The 22,661-nt window shown below is 56.1% G+C and carries 17 protein-coding genes, 3 tRNA genes and 1 pseudogene; 18 read left to right on the top strand and 3 right to left on the bottom strand.

The window, feature by feature from the left end:
• Positions 1-2 precede the first annotated feature (2 nt).
• A complete protein-coding gene (locus tag FZF01_RS04580; RefSeq protein ID WP_150276967.1) occupies positions 3-719 on the bottom strand; it encodes a 3'-5' exonuclease in 717 nt (238 codons plus the stop codon).
• Entirely contained in the window at positions 716-2,650 is a 1,935-nt protein-coding gene (locus FZF01_RS04575) for a putative nucleotidyltransferase substrate binding domain-containing protein (protein ID WP_150276966.1), read from the bottom strand. The genes FZF01_RS04580 and FZF01_RS04575 overlap by 4 nt, the downstream gene beginning before the upstream one ends.
• Positions 2,651-2,817: 167 nt before the next feature.
• Here FZF01_RS04575 and FZF01_RS04570 point away from each other — a divergent pair, with 167 nt between their 5' ends.
• The 16 genes and pseudogenes from FZF01_RS04570 (at position 2,818) to FZF01_RS04495 (ending at position 19,413) form a co-directional block, all read left to right on the top strand.
• Positions 2,818-4,725 (top strand): propionyl-CoA synthetase, encoded by a 1,908-nt coding sequence (locus FZF01_RS04570; RefSeq protein ID WP_150276965.1) that lies wholly within the window; start codon positions 2,818-2,820, stop codon positions 4,723-4,725.
• Positions 4,726-4,861: 136 nt separating this feature from the next.
• A complete protein-coding gene (gene uvrY, locus FZF01_RS04565) occupies positions 4,862-5,506 on the top strand; it encodes a UvrY/SirA/GacA family response regulator transcription factor (RefSeq protein WP_150276964.1) in 645 nt (214 codons plus the stop codon).
• The gene (gene uvrC / locus FZF01_RS04560; RefSeq protein ID WP_150276963.1) at positions 5,506-7,338 is read left to right on the top strand and encodes an excinuclease ABC subunit UvrC; all 1,833 of its coding nucleotides are present in this window, start codon (positions 5,506-5,508) and stop codon (positions 7,336-7,338) included. The genes uvrY and uvrC overlap by 1 nt, the downstream gene beginning before the upstream one ends.
• A 33-nt stretch (positions 7,339-7,371) precedes the next feature.
• Complete coding sequence (gene pgsA, locus FZF01_RS04555) at positions 7,372-7,941, top strand: CDP-diacylglycerol--glycerol-3-phosphate 3-phosphatidyltransferase (RefSeq protein ID WP_150276962.1); 570 nt, start codon at positions 7,372-7,374, stop codon at positions 7,939-7,941.
• A gap of 62 nt (positions 7,942-8,003) precedes the next feature.
• Positions 8,004-8,079: transfer RNA gene (locus tag FZF01_RS04550), tRNA-Gly, on the top strand.
• A gap of 224 nt (positions 8,080-8,303) precedes the next feature.
• Positions 8,304-8,561, top strand: a complete 258-nt coding sequence (locus FZF01_RS04545; protein WP_150276961.1) for a DUF4212 domain-containing protein — start codon at positions 8,304-8,306, stop codon at positions 8,559-8,561.
• Between the two features lie 5 nt (positions 8,562-8,566).
• The gene (locus tag FZF01_RS04540; RefSeq protein ID WP_150276960.1) at positions 8,567-10,330 is read left to right on the top strand and encodes a sodium:solute symporter family protein; all 1,764 of its coding nucleotides are present in this window, start codon (positions 8,567-8,569) and stop codon (positions 10,328-10,330) included.
• A 99-nt stretch (positions 10,331-10,429) separates the two neighbouring features.
• On the top strand, positions 10,430-10,936 hold the full coding sequence (locus FZF01_RS04535; RefSeq protein WP_150276959.1) for a hypothetical protein: 507 nt from the start codon (positions 10,430-10,432) through the stop codon (positions 10,934-10,936).
• Between the two features lie 184 nt (positions 10,937-11,120).
• A tRNA-Cys gene (locus tag FZF01_RS04530) sits at positions 11,121-11,194 on the top strand.
• Between the two features lie 27 nt (positions 11,195-11,221).
• A tRNA-Leu gene (locus tag FZF01_RS04525) sits at positions 11,222-11,308 on the top strand.
• A 348-nt stretch (positions 11,309-11,656) separates the two neighbouring features.
• Positions 11,657-13,779, top strand: a pseudogene (nosR, locus tag FZF01_RS04520) (transcriptional regulator NosR).
• Positions 13,780-13,835: 56 nt separating this feature from the next.
• Positions 13,836-15,743 (top strand): TAT-dependent nitrous-oxide reductase, encoded by a 1,908-nt coding sequence (gene nosZ, locus FZF01_RS04515; RefSeq protein WP_150276958.1) that lies wholly within the window; start codon positions 13,836-13,838, stop codon positions 15,741-15,743.
• An 80-nt stretch (positions 15,744-15,823) separates the two neighbouring features.
• The gene (locus FZF01_RS04510) at positions 15,824-17,125 is read left to right on the top strand and encodes a nitrous oxide reductase family maturation protein NosD (RefSeq protein WP_223825389.1); all 1,302 of its coding nucleotides are present in this window, start codon (positions 15,824-15,826) and stop codon (positions 17,123-17,125) included.
• Positions 17,122-18,033, top strand: a complete 912-nt coding sequence (locus FZF01_RS04505; protein ID WP_150276957.1) for an ABC transporter ATP-binding protein — start codon at positions 17,122-17,124, stop codon at positions 18,031-18,033. Before FZF01_RS04510 ends, FZF01_RS04505 begins: the two co-directional genes overlap by 4 nt.
• Positions 18,030-18,860, top strand: a complete 831-nt coding sequence (locus FZF01_RS04500; protein ID WP_150276956.1) for an ABC transporter permease — start codon at positions 18,030-18,032, stop codon at positions 18,858-18,860. The genes FZF01_RS04505 and FZF01_RS04500 overlap by 4 nt, the downstream gene beginning before the upstream one ends.
• Positions 18,861-18,876: 16 nt before the next feature.
• Positions 18,877-19,413 carry a nitrous oxide reductase accessory protein NosL gene (locus FZF01_RS04495; RefSeq protein WP_150276955.1) on the top strand — a complete coding sequence of 179 codons (537 nt, stop codon included), beginning with the start codon at positions 18,877-18,879 and terminating at the stop codon, positions 19,411-19,413.
• 145 nt (positions 19,414-19,558) lie between these two features.
• Here the strand turns inward: FZF01_RS04495 and FZF01_RS04490 are convergent, their stop codons facing one another.
• Positions 19,559-20,068 (bottom strand): hypothetical protein, encoded by a 510-nt coding sequence (locus FZF01_RS04490; RefSeq protein WP_150276954.1) that lies wholly within the window; start codon positions 20,066-20,068, stop codon positions 19,559-19,561.
• A gap of 267 nt (positions 20,069-20,335) precedes the next feature.
• Between FZF01_RS04490 and FZF01_RS04485 the strand changes: the two genes are divergently transcribed.
• Positions 20,336-21,211 carry a YihY/virulence factor BrkB family protein gene (locus FZF01_RS04485; RefSeq protein ID WP_150276953.1) on the top strand — a complete coding sequence of 292 codons (876 nt, stop codon included), beginning with the start codon at positions 20,336-20,338 and terminating at the stop codon, positions 21,209-21,211.
• A gap of 98 nt (positions 21,212-21,309) precedes the next feature.
• Positions 21,310-22,661 (top strand): glutathione-disulfide reductase (gorA, locus tag FZF01_RS04480; protein WP_150277111.1); only part of this gene is annotated, 1,352 nt, incomplete at its 3' end.

The following is a 22,661-nucleotide window of genomic DNA, read 5'->3' as shown; positions in this document are numbered from 1 at the left end:
GGCTAGATTCCGCCCGAACGGGCGTGCTTGAGCTTGCGCCAGTGGCCGAGGCGACTCTCCAGGGCGGCCAGATTGGGGATTCCCTGGGCGCGCGCCTTGCTCAACAGGATCAAGGCGATTTCAGCGGTGGCCAGTGCATCAGCTGCCGCATTATGCCGCTGAGTGTTATTGAGACGAAAATGGGCCTGCCAGTCATCAAGACCGCCGCGGCCAACTTGCGCGTCAGGGCAGAGCATGGGCGACATTTCGGCGATATCAATAAACACATGCTGCAGTCGATGCCCCAGGTCCTCGCGCAAGCTGCGCCGCAGCATGCGTTGATCGAAGCGGGCGTGAAAAGCCATGAATACGCACTGGCCGGAGAATTCCATGAAATCCAGCAGCGCATCGGCGGCGTCCCGGCCTTCGGCTATCTCGCTGGGCGCGATACCGTGGATCAGAATGGCTTCGGTTACCTTGTGGTTTTCACGGTAGAGCGTGCATTCGTACTGGGTGCCCATGTCGATGGCACCCTGCTCGATAACCACCGCACCGATCGACAAGACCTTGTCGCGTCGTGTATCCAGGCCGCTGGTTTCCAGATCCATGACGACCAACCGCGCTTTCTCCAGGGGAGTGTCATTCAGCGGTTGCACAGGGGGGAGATGTTCCCTGCGGGCCTGCTGAGCTTCGGTCAGTTGAGCGCCACTCTTGCGTGAGAGCCAGTCAAACGGATTCATAGCTGGTAACGGATGGCCAGGCTGGCCTGGAGGCGCTTGGCCTGGCGAAAGGATTCGCGGAGGATGCGCCGGTCAAGATGGTTGAGGGTGTCCGGGTCAATTCTATTGCTGAAAGGCAGACCTTGCCGATCCTGCAACTGGTGTTGCTGCATGCGGATCAGCTGAATGAAGTGATAGGCCTCTTCGTATGCGGCGGCATCCTTGGCGTCAATCACCTCGCGGGCACTCAGTTGCTGAAAGCGCTCGAGCGTGTTGCAGTCGGTAATGCCATGGGCCAGTGCCAGCAGTCGCGCGCCGTCCACAAAGGGCATCAACCCCTGTTTCTTCAGATCCAGGGTGTCTTTTTCGGCGCCGCTGCGAGCCACCACGAAATCACGGAAGCGCCCGATGGGCGGCCGTTGTGTCAAGGCATTCTGGGCCAGCATATGCTGGAACAGGGAGTTGTCGCGGATCTTGTCGAGCAGCCGGTCAAATATCCTGCGCGTGCCCTCAGGCTCGCCCCATATGACCCTCAGGTCGAAGAAAATCGAGGACTCCATCAGGTTCTTTGGTGTAGTGGTACGGATCAGCTGATCGAAGCGTTTATCCCACTCCTGCTCCGACAGACACAATTCGGGGTTGCTGGCCATGATATTGCCCTTGCACAGTGTGAAACTGCACTCCGCCAGGGCATTGTTTATATGTCGCGCCAGTGGTAACAGACGTTCACGGTAACTGGCTGCCTGTGCGGGACTTTCGGCCTGAAAGAGAATGCCGTTGTCCTGATCGGTATGCAGGGTCTGTTCGCGACGACCCTCACTACCAAAACACATCCAGGTGAAGGGGAAGCCCGGATCGCCATACTGTTGAATGCAAAGTTCAATCACCCGGCACACCGTATGGTCGTTGAGCAGGGTGATAATGTGGGTGATCTGGGTTGACGAGGCGCCATGGGCCATCATGCTCTCTACCAACTGGCGTACATCGGTGCGCAGGGCGGCTAGAGTACTGACCTTGGTGGCTTGGCGGATGGTTCTGGCCAGGTGCACCAGGTCTACGCGCTGCAAGGAGAATAGGTCCCGCTCGGACACCACGCCGATGAGCTTTTCTTTCTCAACCACGCATATATGCGCGATATGCAGACTGGTCATGGCAATGGCGGCATCAAAGGCCGAAGCACCAGGAGCCAGGTAGTGGGGCGATGGAGTCATGACGCCGCTTACCGGGTCCTCCAGATCTATATCGATCTGGGCGATTACCCGGCGCAGGTCGCGCAGGGTGAAAATGCCCAGGGGTTTATGCGCGGCATCAACGATTACAATGCTGCCCACGCTGGCATCATCCATCGCTTTAACCGCGTCACGGATGGACAGTTCGGCGGCGCAACAGACCGGGCTGCGTACGGCCAGGTCGCCAAGACGGGTGTCCAGCGAATATTGTGCGCCGAGGTTTTCAGCAGCCTGCTGCTGCGCCTGCTGGTTGACCTGATCAAGCAGGCTGCTGACCCCGCGCAAGGCAAAGTCGCGGAAGGGCGCAGAGAGGCTGAACAGGCGTGCGAACTCACTGCGCGGCAGAGCCAGACAAAAGGTATCTTCACCGGCCAGATGCTCGGTGCGGGTGGCGCGCTCACCAATCAGTGCCGCCAGGGGAAAACACTCGCCAACGCTGATTTCAAAGGTGGTCTCAGGTTCGTCCTGACCGCTGAGCAGACGCTCGCCGCGCACCAGGCCCTGCTTGACGATATAGAAATGTGTCACTGCCCCCTGCTGGGGGCGGATGATGGCTTCACCCTGGGCATAGAAACGCAGCTGGCAGTGTTCAACCAGGTATGCCAGATGGTTGGTCTCCATCTGATTGAAGGGCGGATAGGCGAGCAGAAACGTCATAGTGCCATGCACGTTCTGCATGACCGCTGTTTTACCGGCTTCGGCGAACACTGTGTCTTTGCTCATGGACTCTTTGTCACCCGGGCAGTTAAAGACTTATTATCACGGGCAAGACCCTCTTGCATGTGTGGCTATTGTGCGCCGGTGGGCAGTTTCAGCCCACCCGACGTAAGTCTAGTTCCCCTCACCGACCCAGGAGCGAATCATGGCGGCAAACAAGAGGAATAGTCATCATGTCCGCACAAAACTACCAGCAAGCCTACCACCAGGCCAGTGAGAACCCGGAAGCTTTTTGGGCTGACCAGGCAGCAAAACTGGAATGGCATACCCGGCCAACCACCATTCTCGCGCAGGATGCCGAAGGTAACCACCAATGGTTTGCGGACGGCAGGCTGAATACGTCATGGCTTGCCCTGGATGCCCATGTGCAGGCCGGCCGTGGCAACCAGGCCGCCATTATCTACGATTCACCGGTCACTTCTACCAAGGCAACCATCACCTACGCGGATCTGACCCGTAGAGTCGCTCAATGCGCCGGCATGTTGCGTGGGCTCGGTGTAGGGAAAGGCGACAGGGTCATCATCTACATGCCGATGATTCCCGAGACGGTCATTGCCATGCTGGCCTGCGCGCGCCTGGGAGCGGTGCACTGCGTGGTATTCGGTGGCTTTGCTGCACCGGAACTTGCGGTACGCATCGATGATGCCAGGGCAGATGTGGTTCTGACAGCCTCCTGCGGTATTGAAATTGATCGGACTATTGCCTACAAACCCCTGGTTGACGCTGCGATCGAGCTGGCGCGGCATCCGGTTCGCCACTGCGTGGTTCTACAGCGCCCCTCCTGCAAGGCCGAGCTTTATACCGACCGCGACCTGGACTGGCACCAGGCCCTGGCCAATGCAGAACCCGCCGATGCTGTACCCGTAATGGCAACCGACCCTCTATATATTCTGTATACCTCAGGCACCACCGGCAAACCCAAAGGGGTAGTCCGCGACCATGGGGGCCATGCGGTTGCCATGCGCTACAGCATGCAGTCCGTCTACGATGTAGGCGTGGGTGATGTATTCTGGGCCGCGTCAGATGTGGGCTGGGTGGTGGGTCACTCCTACATCGTGTACGGCCCGCTGCTGGCAGGCTGCACCACTGTGATCTACGAGGGCAAACCGATACGCACACCGGACGCCGGCGCGTTCTGGCGGGTCTGCAGCGAGTATGGCGTGAAAACCCTGTTTGCTGCGCCAACCGCTTTCCGCGCGGTTCGCAAGGAGGACCCGGATGCCGATCTGGCCAGGCAATTCGATCTGACGCGCCTCGAGCGGCTGTACCTGGCCGGCGAACGCCTGGATCCACCCACCTGGGCGTGGCTTCAGGAGCACTTTGATCGGCCGATCATTGATCACTGGTGGCAGACAGAAACAGGCTGGGCAATTGCTGCCAACCCCGCAGGCTACGAACTGCAGGCGCCGAAGATGGGGTCCGCCACATGGCCGATGCCTGGTTACATGCTGAGCATTCTGGACGATGAGGGCCTACCCGTAAGCGCTGGCATGAAGGGTAACATTGCCATTCGTCTGCCCCTGCCCCCAGGTTGCCTGACCGGCATCTGGGGTAATCCGGCTCGTTTTCGCGAGGGATATCTGAATACCTTCCCCGGTTTCTATGTGTCTGGTGACGCCGGCTACGTCGATAGGGACGGCTACGTCTTCGTGATGGGTCGTACCGACGATATCATCAACGTGGCAGGGCACCGGCTATCCACCGGTGAAATGGAAGAGGTGCTGGGCGCACACCCAGCCGTGGCCGAATGCGCGGTAATCGGTATTCCTGACGAACTGAAAGGCGAATTACCCCTGGGCCTGGTGGTGCTCAAAAATGGCGTGCACATCGACCCGCAACAGCTGGCTGGCGAACTGGCGAGCATGGTGCGCAAGGAAATAGGCGCCTTGGCGTGCTTTCAACGCAGCCTGATTGTGCAACGTCTGCCTAAAACCCGATCAGGCAAGATCTTGCGCAGAATCATGCGCCAGATTGCCAGCGGCGAAGCCTTTGTGACGCCTTCTACCATTGATGATCCGGCCTGCCTCGAGGAGCTGAAGGGCCAACTGGACCCTCAGATGGAGGAGAGCCGCACCGGCTGAGAATCGTTCCACTCTGCGCGTCGATTTGCTATGGTAGCGGCTTACGAATAGCGGCAGGAAACACTGCCAAAGCTGCCCGGAGACGGAAACCCGGCAGGCACAAACGCCGACCGTCAATTTGCGCAAGGGGTGGGATTTGATCAAGGTACTGGTTGTTGACGACCATGATCTGGTACGCATGGGCATCAGCCGCATGCTCGGCGACGTCCCCGGTTTGAGTGTGGTAGGGGAGGCCAACTGCGGTGAGAGCGCAGTGACCCAGGCTCGCGCGCTGAAGCCCGATGTGGTGCTTATGGATGTGCGCATGCCCGGTATTGGCGGCCTTGAAGCCACCCGGAAATTGCTGCTGCATGACAAGAACCTGCGCATTATCGCCGTCACTGTCTGCCACGAAGAACCCTTTCCCACGCGTCTTATGCAGGCTGGCGCAGCCGGTTATGTAACCAAGGGCGCGGCGCTCGATGAAATGGTCACGGCCATCCGCCAGGTGGCCAGCGGACAACGTTATATCAGCCCGGAAATTGCCCAGCAGCTGGCACTCAAATCATTTGCCCCCGCCAGTGAATCGCCTTTCGACAGTCTGTCCGAACGTGAAATGCAGATCGCTTTCATGATTGTCAGCTGCGAAAAGGTTTTGGCTATCGCCGACAAGCTGTGTCTCAGCCCGAAAACCGTGAATACCTACCGTTATCGACTGTTCGAGAAACTCGGCATCACCAGTGACGTAGAGCTCACCCTGTTGGCGATTCGCCACGGCATGATCGACGCCATACCCCGTTGATGCAGCAAATTACCGAATTCGATCCGAGCGCCTTTCTGGCGACTGCGAGCAATAAGCCCGGCGTTTACCGCATGTTCGACGTCAAAGGCGAGCTGTTGTATGTGGGCAAGGCAAAAAGTCTCAAGAAACGCCTGGCCAGTTACTTTCGCAAGACTGGCCTGAGCCCCAAGACTGCTGCTCTCGTGGCGCGCATTCAGCAGATCGACACCACTATTACCGCAAATGAGACCGAGGCACTGCTCCTTGAGCAGAGCCTGATCAAGGCATCGCGGCCGCCATACAATATTCTGCTACGTGACGATAAATCCTACCCCTATGTCTTTCTGTCTAGCCAGGACAGCTTTCCACGGCTGGGCCTGCACCGCGGCACAAAGAAACTCAAGGGCCGCTACTTCGGCCCTTATCCCAGCGCCGGCGCTATTCGCGAGAGCCTCAGCCTGCTGCAGAAGACCTTCAAAGTCCGCCAATGCGAAGACAGCTATTATCGCAACCGCAGCCGGCCATGCCTGCAGCACCAGATCAACCGCTGCAAGGCCCCATGCGTTGGCCTGGTAGACGAGCAGGAATACGCTGAAGATGTACGTCATTCGGTGATGTTCCTCGAGGGCCGAAGCAATGCCCTGACCGATGAACTCAACAGGGCAATGGAGCAGGCCGCCCAGGACCTGGATTTCGAGCGCGCCGCCGAGCTGCGCGATCAGGTCGGGCTGCTAAGACGTGTTCAAGATCAACAGAGCATGGACACCGAGCAAGGCAACGTCGACGTAGTCGCTGCGGCTGTATCCCCGGGCGGGGCCTGCGTGCATGTCATCATGGTGCGCCAGGGCAGGGTGCTCGGGAGCAAGAACCATTTCCCGAGGGTACCCATTGAACAGACGCCTGGGGAGGTGCTGGCAGCCTTTCTGCCGCAATTCTATCTGGGCGGCGCCGAGCGTGAACTGCCTGGCGAGATTATCGTCAACGACACGCACGAAGACCTGCCCGTGATCGCCGAGGCCCTTGCCCAGGCCCGCGGCCACAATCTGGTCATCAGCCATCGCGTGCGCGGTACTCGCAGCCGCTGGCAAACCATGGCGGTCAATAATGCCGATATGGCGCTGACCGGCATGCTGGCCAATCGTCAGAATATTCAAGTGCGCTTCGAAACCCTGCAGGAAGCACTCAAGCTGGATGAAATGCCCACGCGGCTGGAGTGCTACGACATAAGCCATTCCAGCGGCGAAGCAACAGTTGCTTCCTGCGTGGTCTTTGGGCCCCAGGGACCGATCAAGAGCGATTACCGCCGATTCAATATCGAGGGCGTCACCGCCGGCGATGATTATGCCGCGATGCGCCAGGCACTGGTACGACGTTTCAGTCGGATCCAGGAGGGCGAGGGCAAGATGCCCGATATTCTGCTGGTCGACGGCGGCAAGGGCCAGATGTCCATGGCTCTGGAGGTGCTCAAGGAACTCGCTATCCACGACCTGACGCTGCTCGGTGTGGCCAAGGGCGTTACTCGCAAGGCTGGTATGGAAACGCTCTATCTGAACGATCCGCAGGTGGAGCTGGTATTGCCCGGACATTCACCCGCGCTGCACCTGATTCAACATATCCGCGATGAGGCCCACCGATTTGCCATTACTGGTCACCGCGCCCGTCGTGGCAAGGCACGCAACACCTCACCACTTGAGGGTATTGAAGGCGTGGGGCCCAAGCGCCGGAGGGAGTTGCTGCGTCACTTTGGTGGCCTGCAGGAATTGCGTCGTGCCAGTGCCGCCGAAATGGTCAAGGTGCCAGGCATCAGCAAAAAACTTGCGGAACAGATTTATGCATCACTGCATAGCGACTAGAATGCATGATCAAGAGAGGGTCGCCGAAAGTTTATGAACATTCCCAATATCCTGACGTTGTTGCGGGTCGCGCTGATCCCCATCTTCATCCTGCTGTATTACCTGCCTCTGCACTGGAGCTACCTGGCCGCCGCTACGGTCTTTACTTTGGCGAGTCTGACTGACTGGCTGGACGGCTATCTGGCCCGAAAGTGGCAGCAGAGCACCGCCTTTGGCGCCTTCCTGGACCCGGTGGCAGACAAGCTGATGGTCGCCGTGGCCCTGGTTCTGCTGGTGCAAGCCCACGCCAATTTCTGGGTTACCGCACCAGCTATGGTAATTATCGGGCGCGAGATTGTTATCTCGGCGCTGCGCGAATGGATGGCGGAGATAGGCGCGCGGGCACAGGTAGCCGTCTCCAACCTTGGCAAGTACAAGACGGCCGCGCAAATGGTCGCGCTGATCGTGCTGCTGGCCAATCCCCCAACATTTTCGAGCTGGGTGATCCTGGGCTATGTACTGCTGATGATCTCCGCCGTGCTCACTTTGTGGTCCATGTGCCTGTATTTAAAAGCCGCATGGCCTCATATGAGTATGCATTCTGATCAAAAAAGCGACAAATAACTTTTTCTGAATCAATGAGTTGACAGGCTGGCGCAGCAAGATAGAATAGGCGCCGTTGCAAAGCGGGAATAGCTCAGTTGGTAGAGCACGACCTTGCCAAGGTCGGGGTCGCGAGTTCGAGTCTCGTTTCCCGCTCCAGATACAGATCAAAGCCACCTTAGGGTGGCTTTTTTCGTTGTCTCTTTCGCGCAGTTTCTAGCCCCCCCCTAGACCTCCAGATCTCTCCCTACGCGCGCAATTCAGCCTAAGACTAATGTCGGGGATTTATTGTCAGGCCGAATTTTGCAGAATCGCTAGCACGGAACCCTTCCGAGCTAGTGGAATTTCCCAAATCGGTAATAACAATAAAGTGGAGAGATACGATGGATGATAAAGAAAAAGGCAAGGCGTACTGGTCGGCGAATCTACGCCTGATCTACGGATGCCTGGCAGTCTGGGCTACGGTTTCATTCGGTTTCGGTATCTTGTTACGACCTTTTCTATCTGACATTTCGGTCGGTGGCGCAGACCTTGGCTTCTGGTTTGCCCAGCAGGGCTCAATCCTGACGTTCGTTTTCCTGATCTTCTTCTATGCCTGGAAAATGAATCGTCTGGACAAAAAACACGGCCTGGAGGAGTAACCGGAATGAGCCAATTCGTTATCAACCTCTTGTTCGTCGGCGGGTCTTTCGCTGTCTATATCTTCATTGCGATATGGGCGCGTGCCGGATCGACTAAAGAATTCTATGTCGCAGGCGGCGGCGTGCATCCCGTCGCGAACGGCATGGCGACGGCAGCTGACTGGATGTCTGCGGCCTCTTTCATCTCAATGGCTGGCCTGATCTCGGTTGGCTATGTCAACTCGTCATTCCTGATGGGCTGGACCGGCGGCTTCGTGCTCCTGGCGATGTTGCTGGCTCCCTACCTGCGCAAATTTGGCAAATACACCGTGCCGGATTTCGTCGGTGATCGGTTCAACAGCAATGCGGCGCGGGTAGTAGCAGTCATCTGTCTTCTGGTGATTTCCACCACCTACGTTATCGGGCAGATGACCGGTGCAGGCGTGGCATTTGCGCGCTTTCTTGAAGTCGACAGCACCACCGGCCTGATTATCGCATCTGCAGTGGTATTCGCTTATGCGGTGCTGGGCGGCATGAAGGGTATTACCTACACCCAGGTTGCCCAGTACGTCGTGCTGATCATTGCCTACACCATTCCCGCGATCTTTATTTCGCTGCAAATGACGGGTCATGTATTACCACAGACAGGTCTGTTCGGAACCCATCTGGAGTCCGGCATGCCCATGTTGCAGAAACTGGATCAAGTGGTTAATGAGCTTGGCTTTCAGGACTATACCGCTGACGTCTCCAACAAGCTGAACATGTTCCTGTTCACTGTGTCGTTGATGATCGGTACTGCTGGTCTGCCGCACGTCATCATTCGCTTCTTCACTGTGCCAAAGGTCGCCGATGCGCGTTGGACCGCCGGCTGGGCGCTGGTATTCATCGCGATTCTGTATACCACTGCACCCGCTGTCGCCTCCATGGGCCGTTTGAACCTGATCGACACTGTCTATCCTGAAGGTCCGACCGCCGAATCACTGGAATACGAGGAACGGCCAGAATGGATCAGGACATGGGAAGCAACCGGGCTTGTCACCTATGAAGACAAGAATAATGACGGTCGTATCCAGATGTACAACGATGTGCCTGCATTTGCTGAAACAGCCGAAGCGCGTGGCTGGGAGGGTAGTGAGCTGGTCGTCAACAACGACATTCTGGTACTGGCGAACCCTGAGATCGCCAACCTGCCGGGATGGGTCATCGGTCTGATTGCGGCGGGGGGCATTGCAGCGGCGCTTTCCACCGCTGCGGGTCTTCTGTTGGCGATTTCATCGGCAATCAGTCACGACCTGATCAAGAAGATCATAAAACCCGATATCACGGATAAAGGAGAAATGCTGGCAGCCCGTATTTCCATGGCGGTAGCCATTATCATTGCCACGTACCTGGGTATCAATCCACCCGGATTTGCTGCACAGGTGGTCGCACTGGCGTTCGGTATTGCCGCGGCAACCATCTTCCCCGTACTGATGATGGGTATTTTCTCCAAGCGCATCAACAGCAAGGGCGCGGTATTGGGCATGCTGGCCGGCTTGATCGCCACCACCGTGTACATCTTCATCTATCTGGGCTGGTTCTTTATCCCAGGCACCAACACCCTGGAAAACATTCCAGCGAACTGGGTGTTTGGCATCTCGCCTTTGGCCTTCGGGGCAGTTGGTGCGCTGATCAACTTTGCCGTCGCATTCGCAGTAGCCTACGCGACAGAGGAGCCTCCGCAGGAAATTCAGGATCTGGTAGAGAGCGTCCGCTACCCGAAAGGAGCTGGCACCGCGCTGGATCACTGAGTACTATCCAAGCCAGACCTGCAGGGCCACGCTCTGCAACTGGCTGAACCTGAGCGGGCTTCCTTATGGGAGCCCGCCTTATTTCCGGGAAATGAATTTATGATCTGGCATTTATTTGCATTGGCTGTAGCAGGCCTGGGCGCGGCGGGGATCGCTTTCCTGTTGCGCGGTTTGACTGGAAAGAAACTGCCGACATGGATAGTTCCAATATTTGCCGGAGCGGGAATGCTGGCTTACCAGATCTACTATGAGTATTCCTGGTTCGAGCATAAACAAAGCCAGTTACCTGCAGCGTCGCAGGTGATAGCTCTGGATCAGGAAGGCGTGTTCTGGCGTCCCTGGACTTATCTGTTCCCGATGACAGTAGGCTTTACTGTACTGGACACCGAAAACATCATCCGGACTGACCGTGATGAGCAGCGTGTTCGTCAATTCATACTTTACACGTTCGACAAGGAATACGTGGACCTGGTCTCGCACCAGACCCACCTGCTCAATTGTGATACTCGGGAACTTGTGCCAATGGCCGAGGACGGATCCTTGCGAGTGTCCGCTATGCGGCAGCTTGAGCCTGGCGAGCCGTTGTACAAGCAGGTCTGCCTCTAGAGTTCAGGGCATGCTTGCCAAGCCCTCCAAATTAATACATAATGCAGCCCATCGATTGCGGCACGCTTGAAAATTATCAGTCTTATCAACAAGATAAGTTAATATCTGAGATGTTTTTGTTGCGATTGCCGGTATCGATAAAAGTTACGTTTGACTCACCCACAACGTAGCTGTTTTCCTCTGAGGCCGGGTGGCAGAGTGGTCATGCAGCGGATTGCAAATCCGTGTACGCCGGTTCGATTCCGACCTCGGCCTCCATTATTCAGTAGCATTCAGTACCTGCTAGCCCGGATGGCGAAACTGGTAGACGCAAGGGACTTAAAATCCCTCGGAGGCAACTCCGTGCCGGTTCGATTCCGGCTCCGGGCACCATTGGTTATTCTTCTCCGGCATCAATTATCCCGTTTCATTATTTCTGCTTTATAGCGCTCCAGCACCCAGAAACCAACTTCTCGAACATTCCTCCTGAACGTATCCGCTTTCCGGCGGTCCCTACCTGTAAGCGATAAAAAGCCCAAGTCTGATTCAACATCGAACATCGAACATCGAACATTGAACAGCGGGCCATAAATGCAATTTTCGCGAAAAACGGTGATTTGACGCGAAAAAAGACGATAACAAGTAAAAAATCGTTTTTGATCAATATCAATTCTAAAAGTTTGGATTGGACCTACACTGATCGCCCCGCAAGTCCCCTCACCGCAACGGGAGTCTCGTTGAATGACCAACCTTCTCAGCTCTGCATGGCTATGCAGAACTGCCGTCTGCGTTTTTCTTGCGTTGGGAGCATTCCAGGCTGCTGTCGCCCAGGAATCCACCGAGCTTGTGCAACAGCGCATTGATACTGCGTTGCCCGACGTTGATGTCATCTCCGAGCCCGAAGGTGAGTACAACGTCCGTACCTTGTATGCAGGCGAGGAGGTGGTGGGTTATAGCTACCAGAGTATTGACGTCACTACTATTCCCGCCTATTCCGGCAAACCTATCAATCTCCATGTGATCCTGGATCCGTTGGGCGTAATCGTTGATGCCTATGTACTTGAGCATCATGAGCCCATTTTGCTCATCGGCATCCCCGAGCAAAAATTGCACGATTTTACCTCCAAGTATACCGGCGTCTCCGTCAACCAGCGTGTAGTGGTCGGCCGCTCGAGAGATGAAAACGCGGTCACTGTGGATGCAGTGAGCGGCGCTACAGTGACCGTCATGGTGGTCAATGAAATTGTCATGGGCACTGCGCATACAGTGGCGGTTTCCCTGGGGCTGGTCGAAGAGACAAGTGGTGTCGGAACCAGGCCGGCCACTGTTCGAGATGATGTATATCAGGAAGCGGACTGGGAAACTCTCACCGGGAATGGAGCAATCCGCCGCCTGCGTCTAACCCATGGTCAGATCGACGAAGCTTTTCGCGGTACGCCTGCAGAGGGAATAGACGAAGCAGGCCCAGATCAGGCCGACACGACCTTCATTGATCTGTACGTTGCGCATCTCAACCCGCCTACCATTGGTCGCAACTTGCTGGGTGACAACCAGTACCGATTTCTGATGGAAGATCTCGAACCTGGTGAACACGCCATCGCTGTGATGGGACGTGGAGATTACTCCTACAAGGGTTCCGGTTACGTCCGCGGTGGCATCTTTGATCGTTTGCAGTTGCGGCAGTTCGGCGAAATGATGAGTTTTCGCGACCTGGATCATGATCGTCTGTCGGATGTGTATGCCGCTGGTACGCCCGATTTTGACGAGAAGTCCATCTTTATCGGTCCCTAGAGCTGCTGGTTCGCCGTCAGACCGGGCCGGTGAGCAGTATGTTCAGCAGCTTCGAGCTTGCATACCAGCTTCCTGAGGATTACCTCGAGCGGCCGCTGCCCACTGAGCAGGAGCTGGCTGCCATCGAAGAAGCCAACCGGCCTATGTGGGTCAATATCTGGTATCAACAAAGCTGGCAGATCGCCGTGGTCATTACGGCACTGCTGGTTTTGCTCGGGATCCTGTTCTTCCAGGACAAACTCACCAAGCACCCAACCATGCTGCATTGGCTACGTCGCGGATATCTGGTTTTCACCGTGGTGTTTCTCGGCTGGTATGCGCTGGGTCAGTTGTCGATAGTCAACGTACTGACCTTTGTTCACGCGGTCTTTGATGACTTCCGTTGGGAGCTGTTTCTCACCGACCCGATCATCTTTATCCTGTGGGTCTTCACTGCAGGCAGCATCCTGCTTTGGGGGCGCGGGGTGTTTTGCGGCTGGCTGTGCCCCTTCGGCGCTCTGCAGGAGCTGATCAACGAAGCAGCACGCAAACTGAAAGTGCCTCAGTATGAACTGCCCTTCGCAGTGCATGAGCGGCTTTGGGCGATCAAATACATCGTGCTTATGGTCCTCTTTGCCATATCGCTGGAGTCCATGTCAGTCGCGGAGCGGGCGGCCGAGGTGGAGCCGTTCAAGACGGCCATCACTCTCAAATTCGATCGCCAATGGTGGTTTGTGTTGTATGCGGTGATCCTGCTGGTGATCAGCATATTCACTCGCAAGGTGTACTGCCGCTACATCTGTCCGCTCGGCGCAGCGCTAGCCATCCCTTCAAAGTTCCGTTTGTTTGACTGGTTGAAGCGTCGCAAGGAGTGCGGTGACCCCTGCCAGTTGTGCGCCAAAGAGTGTGAGATCCAGGCCATTCATCCGGATGGACACATCAATCATAACGAGTGCCACTACTGTCTGGATTGTCAGATGACCTATCACAACGACGAAAAATGTCCGCCGTTGATCCTCAAGAAAAAGCGCGCCCGAAATGGGAAGAAGGAGCCCATACCCGAGCTGATACCTGTGCATGTGGTTGAACCCTGAACGAGCAGAAATCTTAACGTTCAGGATCCGAATATAAAGTATTCAAGGAGCACAAGATGAGCGACAAAGATAAAGCAGGCGAGATAATTGAGTCCAAAGGACTAAGCCGCCGCGGCTTCCTCGGTGCCAGCGCCATGACCGGCGCAGCAGTTTTCGGCGCAGCGACGCTGGGCAGTTCCGTCATGAGCCGCGAGGCCTTCGCCCAGGCCGCAAAGGAGGGTAAGGGCAAGTCCAAGATCCATGTCGCGCCAGGCGAACTGGATTCGTATTATGGTTTCTGGAGCGGCGGGCATCAGGGTGAGGTCCGGGTCATGGGCGTCCCGTCCATGCGCGAGCTGATGCGCATCCCCGTTTTCAACGTTGATTCGGCCACCGGCTGGGGTCTTACCAACGAAAGCAGAAAGATCCTGGGCGATGGTGCGAAGTTTCTGAATGGGGACTGTCACCATCCGCACCTCTCCATGACCGATGGCAAGTACGACGGCAAATACCTGTTCATCAACGACAAGGCCAACAGCCGCGTCGCGCGTATCCGCCTGGATATCATGAAGTGCGACAAGATCACCACGATCCCCAACGTTCAGGCGATTCATGGCCTGCGGCTACAAAAAGTGCCGTATACCAAGTACGTTTATGCCAATGCCGAGTACTTCATTCCGCACCCGAACGACGGCAGCAACTTCGACATGACTGGCGATGATGTCTACACCATGTTCAACGTGATCGATGCCGAGAGTATGGAAGTCGCTTTCCAGGTTATCGTTGATGGTAACCTGGACAATACCGACTCAGACTTTACCGGCAAATACGCAGCATCTACCTGCTACAACTCGGAAAAGGCCACTGATCTGGGCGGCATGATGCGCGCAGAACGCGACTGGGTAGTGGTGTTCAATATCGCTCGCATCGAAGCTGCGGTCAAAAAAGGCGACTTTATCACCCTGGGCGACTCGAAAGTGCCAGTTGTGAACGGCCGCGCCGGCTCAGAGCTGACGCGGTACATCCCCGTGCCGAAGAACCCCCACGGCTGCAACACCTCGCCTGATGGCAAGTACTTTGTAGCAGCCGGCAAGCTGTCACCTACGGTCAGCATGATCGCTATCGACCGACTCGATGATCTGTTCGACGACAAGTTCGAAGATCCACGTGAGGTGATCGTTGCTGAAGTTGAACTGGGCCTCGGACCGCTGCACACGACTTTTGATGGCCGTGGAAATGCCTATACCACCCTGTTCATTGATAGCCAGGTGGTTAAGTGGAACATGGCAGATGCTATTCGTGCGTATAACGGCGAAGACGTGAAGTACATCAAGCAGAAGATTGATGTGCACTATCAGCCCGGTCATAACCATGCGTCGCTGACTGAAACGTCCGAAGCAGATGGTCAATGGATGGTAGTGCTGAGCAAGTTCGGCAAGGATCGATTCTTGCCAACCGGTCCGTTGCACCCAGAGAACGACCAGTTGTTTGACATCTCCGGTGACGAAATGAAGCTGGTGCATGATGGTCCTGCCTTTGCCGAGCCGCATGACTGTGTTCTGGCGCGTCGTGATCAGATCCGGACCAAGAAGATCTGGGATCGTGATGATCCGTTCTTTGCCGAGACGGTCAAACGGGCGGAAAAGGACGGCATCAGCCTGACTTCCGATAACAAGGTGATCCGCGACGGCAACAAGGTGCGCGTCTACATGACGTCCTTTGCGCCGGCTTACGGTGTAACAGAGTTCACCGTCAAGCAGGGTGATGAGGTCACTGTGACCATCACCAACATCGACCAGATCGAGGATGTGACCCACGGCTTCGTGATGGTCAACCATGGTGTGAGCATGGAAATCAGTCCGCAGCAGACCTCCTCTATTACCTTTACTGCCGACAAACCCGGTGTGTACTGGTACTACTGCAGCTGGTTCTGCCACGCATTGCACATGGAAATGACTGGCCGGATGTTGGTCGAGCCCGCCTGATAAGCACGTTGTCAGCATGCTTAACAGCCCGGCGAAATCGCCGGGCTGTTTTTCTATGGCGCCCAAAGAAGGTAACAGCAGTGCCGAAAAGACTGGCGAGAGTGGTATCGCGCTTTAGTGCTACATGTGCATTACTGTATGTTTCCGGAGTTGCCCAGGCGGCTCCCCAGAATATTGTTGACTTGCCACTGTCTGCCGACAGTGACAACCGCTGGATCCTCCCTGAAGGGGAGTATCAGGGTCAGTTTCTGATTGATCAGCCTATCCATCTGCGTTGCGAAGATGGCGCAATACTAAGAGGCCAGGGCACCGGCCATATCGTCGAGATCAAAGCCCCGGACGTCACGCTCGAGAACTGCACCTTGCTGGAGTGGGGAGCGAACCTGACCGATCTGGATGCGGGGGTTTTCATTCATCCACACGCGGATCGCGTGACCCTGCGCGGCAACCGTCTGCGGGGGCCCGGTTTTGGCATCTGGATCGATCAAGCCAGTGATGTCAGCGTGATCGGCAACGACATTGAAGGAGACGAGACGGTTCGCTCGCAAAACCGTGGCAATGGCATCCATATGTTCAGTACCAAGGGTGCCCGCATTATCGATAACCATGTGCGCCACACCCGCGACGGCGTATATATCGGCAATTCCAACGGCAATCAGATCGAGGGCAATACGCTGGAAGATCTGCGCTATGGCGTGCACTACATGTTTTCCCACGACAATACGGTAATCGGAAATCTCACGCGCAATACCCGTACCGGCTATGCGCTGATGCAGAGCCGTCAACTGACGGTCACCGGTAATCGCTCCGAGCACGATCAGAATTACGGCATTCTGATGAACTACATCACCTACTCCACGATAAGCGATAACTTCGTATCCGATGCACACCAGGGAGATGGTGATGCCATGATCTCGGGCGCGGAAGGCAAGGCTTTGTTCATCTATAACTCCCTGTTCAATACCATTGAGAATAATTATTTTGAAAACAGCGGGTTGGGAATACATCTTACTGCTGGTTCTGAGGACAACAAGATCAGTCGCAATGCCTTTGTGGGTAACCAGCAACAAGTCAAATATGTCGCTACCCGAACCCAGGAATGGTCGGTGGAGGGGCAGGGTAACTATTGGAGCGATTATCTGGGCTGGGATCGTGATGATGACGGTATCGGCGATGTGTCCTACGAACCGAACGACAATATCGACAGACTGCTCTGGCTCTATCCGCAGGTGCGCTTGTTGATGAACAGCCCGGCCATTGAACTGTTGCGCTGGGTGCAGCGAGTTTTCCCGGTGACCAAGTCACCGGGCGTGCAGGATAGTCATCCGCTAATGAAGCTGCCGGCCGACAGTCCGGCGCTGATTCAGGAAACCACTCGATGAATGCTGTTGAAATCCAGAATCTCACCCAGCGCTACGGCACCATGACCGTGCTCGAAGACCTTAGCCTGACCCTGGACGAAGGTGAAGTGCTCGGCCTGTTCGGACATAACGGGGCAGGCAAGACCACTACCATGAAACTTGTTCTTGGCCTGCTCAACGCCACCGAAGGTCGAGTGCGGGTGCTGGGTCGCGAGCCGAATGATCCGCAGGTTCGTCGCACACTCGGTTATCTACCCGAGAATGTCACTTTCTATGCACAACTGAGTGGGCGCGAAACATTGCGTCACTTTGCCCGTCTCAAAGGTGCTCACACCAGCCAGACCGACCATTTGCTGGAGCAGGTAGGTCTGGGGCACGCGGCCGATCGCAAGGTACGCACCTATTCCAAAGGTATGCGCCAACGCCTGGGCCTGGCGCAAGCATTGCTGGGCGAGCCCCGGTTGTTGTTACTGGACGAGCCTACTGTCGGGCTGGACCCGGTTGCCACCGAGGATCTGTACAGCCTGATCGATGGCCTGCGCCAACAGGGCTGCAGCGTCATTCTCTGTTCCCACGTACTGCCGGGCGTCGAACGGCATATCGATCGAGGTGCCATCCTCGCAGGTGGTCGCCTGCAGGCAGTGGGCACCCTGACCAGCTTGCGCCAGGAGGCTGCGCTGCCCGAGCGTATCCGGGTCAGCGGTGTGGTCGATCGGGAGTCATGGCTGCAACGGTGGAACGCAGCTGGTCATATTGCCACGCCCCTTGGTAACGACGGTATCGAAGTAGTTGCACGCGGGGATCAGAAGCTTGACCTGTTACGTGAGCTGCTCGCCGGAGAAACACTGACTGACATCGAAATTCACCAGCCCTCGCTCACCGACCTCTATCGCCACTATATGGATCAGGCCAGCGAGGTCACGGCATGAACCAGATATGGAATATCGCGCGCAAGGAACTCAGCGACGGGCTACGCAATCGCTGGTTGCTGGCGATCAGTCTGGTGTTCGCATTGCTGGCAGTAGGCATCGCCTGGTTTGGCGCAGCGGCTTCAGGGCAGGTGGGTTTTACGTCTATTCCGGCGACCATTGCTAGCCTCGCCAGTCTGGCAACCTTTCTCATGCCACTGATCGCCTTGATGCTGGCCTACGATGCGATCGTCGGCGAGGAGGAGGGTGGTACGCTGATGTTGCTTCTGACCTATCCGCTCGGCCGCGGACAGATACTCCTGGGCAAGTTTTTCGGGCATGGCTTGATCCTGGCCCTGGCCACCTTGATCGGTTTTGGCTGCGCTGCCGTGGCCATCGGTGTCCTGGTCGAAGATGTGGAACTGAGCCTGCTGATGTGGGCATTCGGACGTTTCATGATCTCTTCGACGCTGCTGGGCTGGGTGTTCCTGGCCCTGGCCTACGTGTTGAGCAGCCTTGCCCGGGAAAAATCGACCGCGGCGGGTCTGGCCCTTGGGGTGTGGTTCGTGTTCGTGCTGGTATTCGATCTTGCGTTGCTGGCGGTACTTGTTATCAGCGAGGGCAAGTTCAATCCGGACCTGTTGCCCTGGCTTTTATTATTCAACCCCACCGACATCTACCGCCTGATCAATCTGTCCGGCTTTGAAGTTGGCAGCAGCGCCGTGGGTGTACTCACCCTGGGTGATGATCTGCCCATATCAGGTTGGCTGTTGTGGGCCTGCCTGGTGGTTTGGGTGGGTGTTTCCCTGCTATTGGCTTATTGGTTATTCCGTCGACGTGTTGTGTAGCTATGAGGATATCTGGATGATGAGTTATCTCGAAGGGCGCAGCGCGCGCCTGATTGCAATTGCCCTGTTGGGTTTGAGCTTGCTGGCCTGTGGCAAAGAAGATGTCGAGCAGGTCGCCCGCGAACCTGTGGCATTCCATCAGGAAGACGAGTGCCATGTCTGTGGGATGGTGATCAGCGAATTCGAGGGGCCGAAAGGGCAGGGCGTGGGCAATGATGGCGTGCGCAAGTTTTGCTCGACTGCCGAGATGTTCGGCTGGTGGCTGCAGCCTGAAAACCGCATCAGTGATGTTTCGCTGTTCGTTCACGACATGGGCCAGAGCACATGGAGCTCGCCAGATGATGCGCACCTGATCGACGCAACCCAGGCCTTTTACGTCATCGGCATTCCGCTGAAGAGCGCAATGGGCGCCAGTCTGGCCAGCTTTGCAGACGAAGCTGCGGCGCAGACACTCGCTGACGAACATGGCGGACAAATGTTGCGCTTTGAAGAGATAGATCAGCAAGTATTGCAGCAGTCCGCGTCCTCGCAGCATGGGCATGACATGCACTGAAAAAACCGGCTTCCTGGGAAAACTCTGTATGCAATGGCGAGTGCAGCCCGCCTGCACTCTTCCAGCATGGTAACGGCATGAACCCTCTCAGTGGCTGTCCGTCCGCCGAGCCTGACTGAGGTCGCGGGCTATCGAGAGTGAGCAGTTAGTGATCAAGCTTTTCGAAAGTCGGGTCATTGAAGTAGGTTGCGTAGCTGTTCAACGCCTCCACCACCCGTATGGCACCATCGCTACGAGCCTGCCCGTGCTTATCGCCCTGCATCAAGACGACTCCAGCCATTAGCTCGGCAATGATCACATGCAGTTGTGCATCCGCTTGGGCCTCCAGCTCGCAATTGTCAATCATATAGGTCACCTGGTCATTCACGCTGGCAGCAATCGCGTCGTAGTGATCAACTGAGAGCCGACGCTGATGAATATCCAGCGCCAGTGGCTGCAGATCGTTTCTTAATCTGGCCATGGCCTTGCGTAACGGACCATCGGTCTGCCACTGATTGCCGTTGTTCAATTGCAGAGCATTTGGTCTTTCACTCTGCTGCTGGTGCGTTTCCCCACCATGGGCATGAGCACCGGCATTATCTTCGGCATGGGACAGGCTGAGCGGCAGAGCCGTAATTACAATCGCGAGGCATAAGCCAAGAGTGTGGTTAGGCATTACTGATAGTCCTTTGTTGGATCTTGAAGCGAAGTTTCGCTTCTCCCTGTAACCTTAAGCATATTTCATGCCGCTACTTAACCCCATGAGTTTGTTAACATTTTAAACTTAATGGTCAGATACACCACGAGGCATCAGGGTAAATTACACTGATGTGGTTATATAAACCCCGCTCTTCTGTCTTATCACCAGTCTTTTTGGCAACGCAGAACTCTTGCTTGATGTTATCGTCAGACCTAGAGACGATTCATGTACCGAGGGACGACAATGGCATTTCTGGATCTGCAGGGAACGAGTACTTTCACGCTGATCAAGCGTACCTTCAAGAACTTCATCTCCGATGATATGCCCACTTACGCCGCGGCACTCTCATACCGCGCACTCTTTGCGCTTTTTCCCTTTCTGCTTTTCCTGATAGCCATGCTGAGCTTTCTCAACCTACAGGATTTTTTCGGCTGGTTACGTGAGCAGGCGGCGCTGGTGCTTCCATCGGCAGCACTAGAGATCGTGGATCCTGTGATTACTGATTTGCAAAGCGGCAAGAACAGCATCTTCTCGGTAGCCATTGTGGTGGCAATCTGGGTAGCGTCAAACGGCATCCGCTCGCTGATGAACGCAATGAACAAGGCTTACAACGTGTCTGAAACCAGACCGGGCTGGAAACGCTATCTGCTTTCCGTGGCATACACCGTCGGGCTTGCATTGCTGCTGCTCACTGCTACGGCACTGATGGTGGTGGGGCCGGGCTTGATAGCGTGGATAGGTAGCTGGGTGGGGCTAGGTGATATGGCGGTTACGCTGTGGGCCGTTTTACGCTGGCCGTTCGCTATCATGCTGCTGATGTTAGTAGTTGCCCTTTTGTATTACTTCACACCTGACGTCGAACAGAAATTTCGTTACATCACTCCAGGATCAATAATGGCTGTGATCATCTGGATAGTCGCTTCCTTGGGGTTCGGCTTCTACGTCAGCAATTTCGGCAACTACGACGCCATGTACGGCGGGATCGGAGCGATGATTGTGCTGCTGCTGTTCTTTTACATCTCCTCAGCGGTATTACTCCTGGGTGCAGAGCTCAATGCCACTATTGAACATGCCTCGACGGAGGGCAAGGACAAGGGCGAGAAACAGGTCGAATCATGATCCCGTGGTGACAAACCATCTGGTGGGCTAATGCGTGGGCAAAACAGCCTGTCGATGCGTTATGCTGTGGCATCTTTTTTCAGCAGCCAGGCGGAAACATGAGCGATTTTGATTTTGACCTTTTTGTAATCGGGGCCGGGTCAGGAGGCGTGCGGGCCAGCCGCCTCGCCGCAAGTTATGGGGCGAAAGTTGCCGTTGCCGAAGACCTGTACCTCGGAGGCACCTGCGTCAACGTTGGCTGCGTGCCAAAGAAACTGTTCGCCTATGCTGCGCATTTCGCCGAAGACATGGAAGATGCCCATGGCTATGGCTGGAACATTGGCGAAACCAGCTTTACCTGGAGCCGCCTGCTGGAAAACAAGAACCGCGAAATTACGCGGCTTAACGGCATCTACCGCAATCTGCTCTCCAGCGCAGGGGTCACGCTTATTGATGGGCGTGCACGCTTTGTGGACTCGCATACCGTTGCGGTAGGTGACAAGACCTTCACCGCCGAGCGTGTTCTGGTAGCCACAGGCGGCTGGCCTTACATCCCGGATTTTCCTGGTAGCGAACATGTCATAAGCTCCAACGAAGCCTTTTACCTCGAAACCCTCCCAAAACGGGTAACCGTGGTAGGCGGTGGTTATATCGCAATAGAGTTCGCCAGTATCTTCCAGGGCGTCGGCTGCGAGGTGACTCAGTTGTACCGTGGAGACCTGTTTCTGCGCGGGTTCGATCAAAGCATCCGTGAACACATGGCTACTACCATGAAGGCCAAGGAGCTGGATCTGCGCTTTAACACCGATGTGCTTTCCGTCGAGCGCCGCGAGGACGGAGTGCTGTCGCTGTCGCTGTCCGATGGCTCAACACTGGAGACCGATCTGGTGCTTTACGCCACTGGCAGGCGCCCCAATATTGCCGGACTGGGTCTGGAGAATACCGGAGTCACCGTGGACGATATGGGTTTCATCGATGTCGACCAGGATTATCAGACCAGCGATCCCGCCGTGCTTGCCATAGGTGATGTTACCCATACCATGCAGCTGACACCGGTCGCGCTGGCTGAGGGCATGGCGCTTGTGCGGCGCCTGTACAAGCCCGACGAATACCGCCCGGTGGATTATGACGATATCGCCACCGCGGTGTTCTGCATCCCCAACGTGGCAGCTCTGGGGCTGACTGAAGAGCAGGCCAGAGGCAAGGGCTACACACTCGCTGTCTACGAAAGCCGATTCCGCCCGATGCGCAACACCTTGGCCGGACGGGGGGAAGAGAGCCTGATGAAGATGATCGTCGACAAGCAGACCGACCGGGTACTGGGTGTTCACATGGTTGGCCCGGATGCGGGGGAGATCGTCCAGGGCATGGCGATTGCACTCAAGGCGGGAGCGACCAAGGCCATGTTTGATGCCACTCTGGGTATCCATCCCACAGCCGCTGAAGAATTCGTGACGATGCGGGTCCCTAC

Source organism: Halopseudomonas salina, assembly GCF_008641105.1.
Note: the sequence above shows the minus strand (reverse complement) of the source record. Positions and strands in the feature narration are given on the sequence as shown.

Bases quoted from the DNA above. Each gene is read 5' to 3' on its own strand.
- FZF01_RS04580 (WP_150276967.1), bottom strand. From the start codon at position 719: ATGAATCCGTTTGACTGGCTCTCACGCAAGAGTGGCGCTCAACTGACC.
- FZF01_RS04575 (WP_150276966.1), bottom strand. From the start codon at position 2,650: ATGAGCAAAGACACAGTGTTCGCCGAAGCCGGTAAAACAGCGGTCATG.
- FZF01_RS04570 (WP_150276965.1), top strand. From the start codon at position 2,818: ATGTCCGCACAAAACTACCAGCAAGCCTACCACCAGGCCAGTGAGAAC.
- uvrC (WP_150276963.1), top strand. From the start codon at position 5,506: ATGCAGCAAATTACCGAATTCGATCCGAGCGCCTTTCTGGCGACTGCG.
- pgsA (WP_150276962.1), top strand. From the start codon at position 7,372: ATGAACATTCCCAATATCCTGACGTTGTTGCGGGTCGCGCTGATCCCC.
- FZF01_RS04545 (WP_150276961.1), top strand. From the start codon at position 8,304: ATGGATGATAAAGAAAAAGGCAAGGCGTACTGGTCGGCGAATCTACGC.
- FZF01_RS04540 (WP_150276960.1), top strand. From the start codon at position 8,567: ATGAGCCAATTCGTTATCAACCTCTTGTTCGTCGGCGGGTCTTTCGCT.
- FZF01_RS04535 (WP_150276959.1), top strand. From the start codon at position 10,430: ATGATCTGGCATTTATTTGCATTGGCTGTAGCAGGCCTGGGCGCGGCG.
- nosZ (WP_150276958.1), top strand. From the start codon at position 13,836: ATGAGCGACAAAGATAAAGCAGGCGAGATAATTGAGTCCAAAGGACTA.
- FZF01_RS04505 (WP_150276957.1), top strand. From the start codon at position 17,122: ATGAATGCTGTTGAAATCCAGAATCTCACCCAGCGCTACGGCACCATG.
- FZF01_RS04500 (WP_150276956.1), top strand. From the start codon at position 18,030: ATGAACCAGATATGGAATATCGCGCGCAAGGAACTCAGCGACGGGCTA.
- FZF01_RS04495 (WP_150276955.1), top strand. From the start codon at position 18,877: ATGATGAGTTATCTCGAAGGGCGCAGCGCGCGCCTGATTGCAATTGCC.
- FZF01_RS04490 (WP_150276954.1), bottom strand. From the start codon at position 20,068: ATGCCTAACCACACTCTTGGCTTATGCCTCGCGATTGTAATTACGGCT.
- FZF01_RS04485 (WP_150276953.1), top strand. From the start codon at position 20,336: ATGGCATTTCTGGATCTGCAGGGAACGAGTACTTTCACGCTGATCAAG.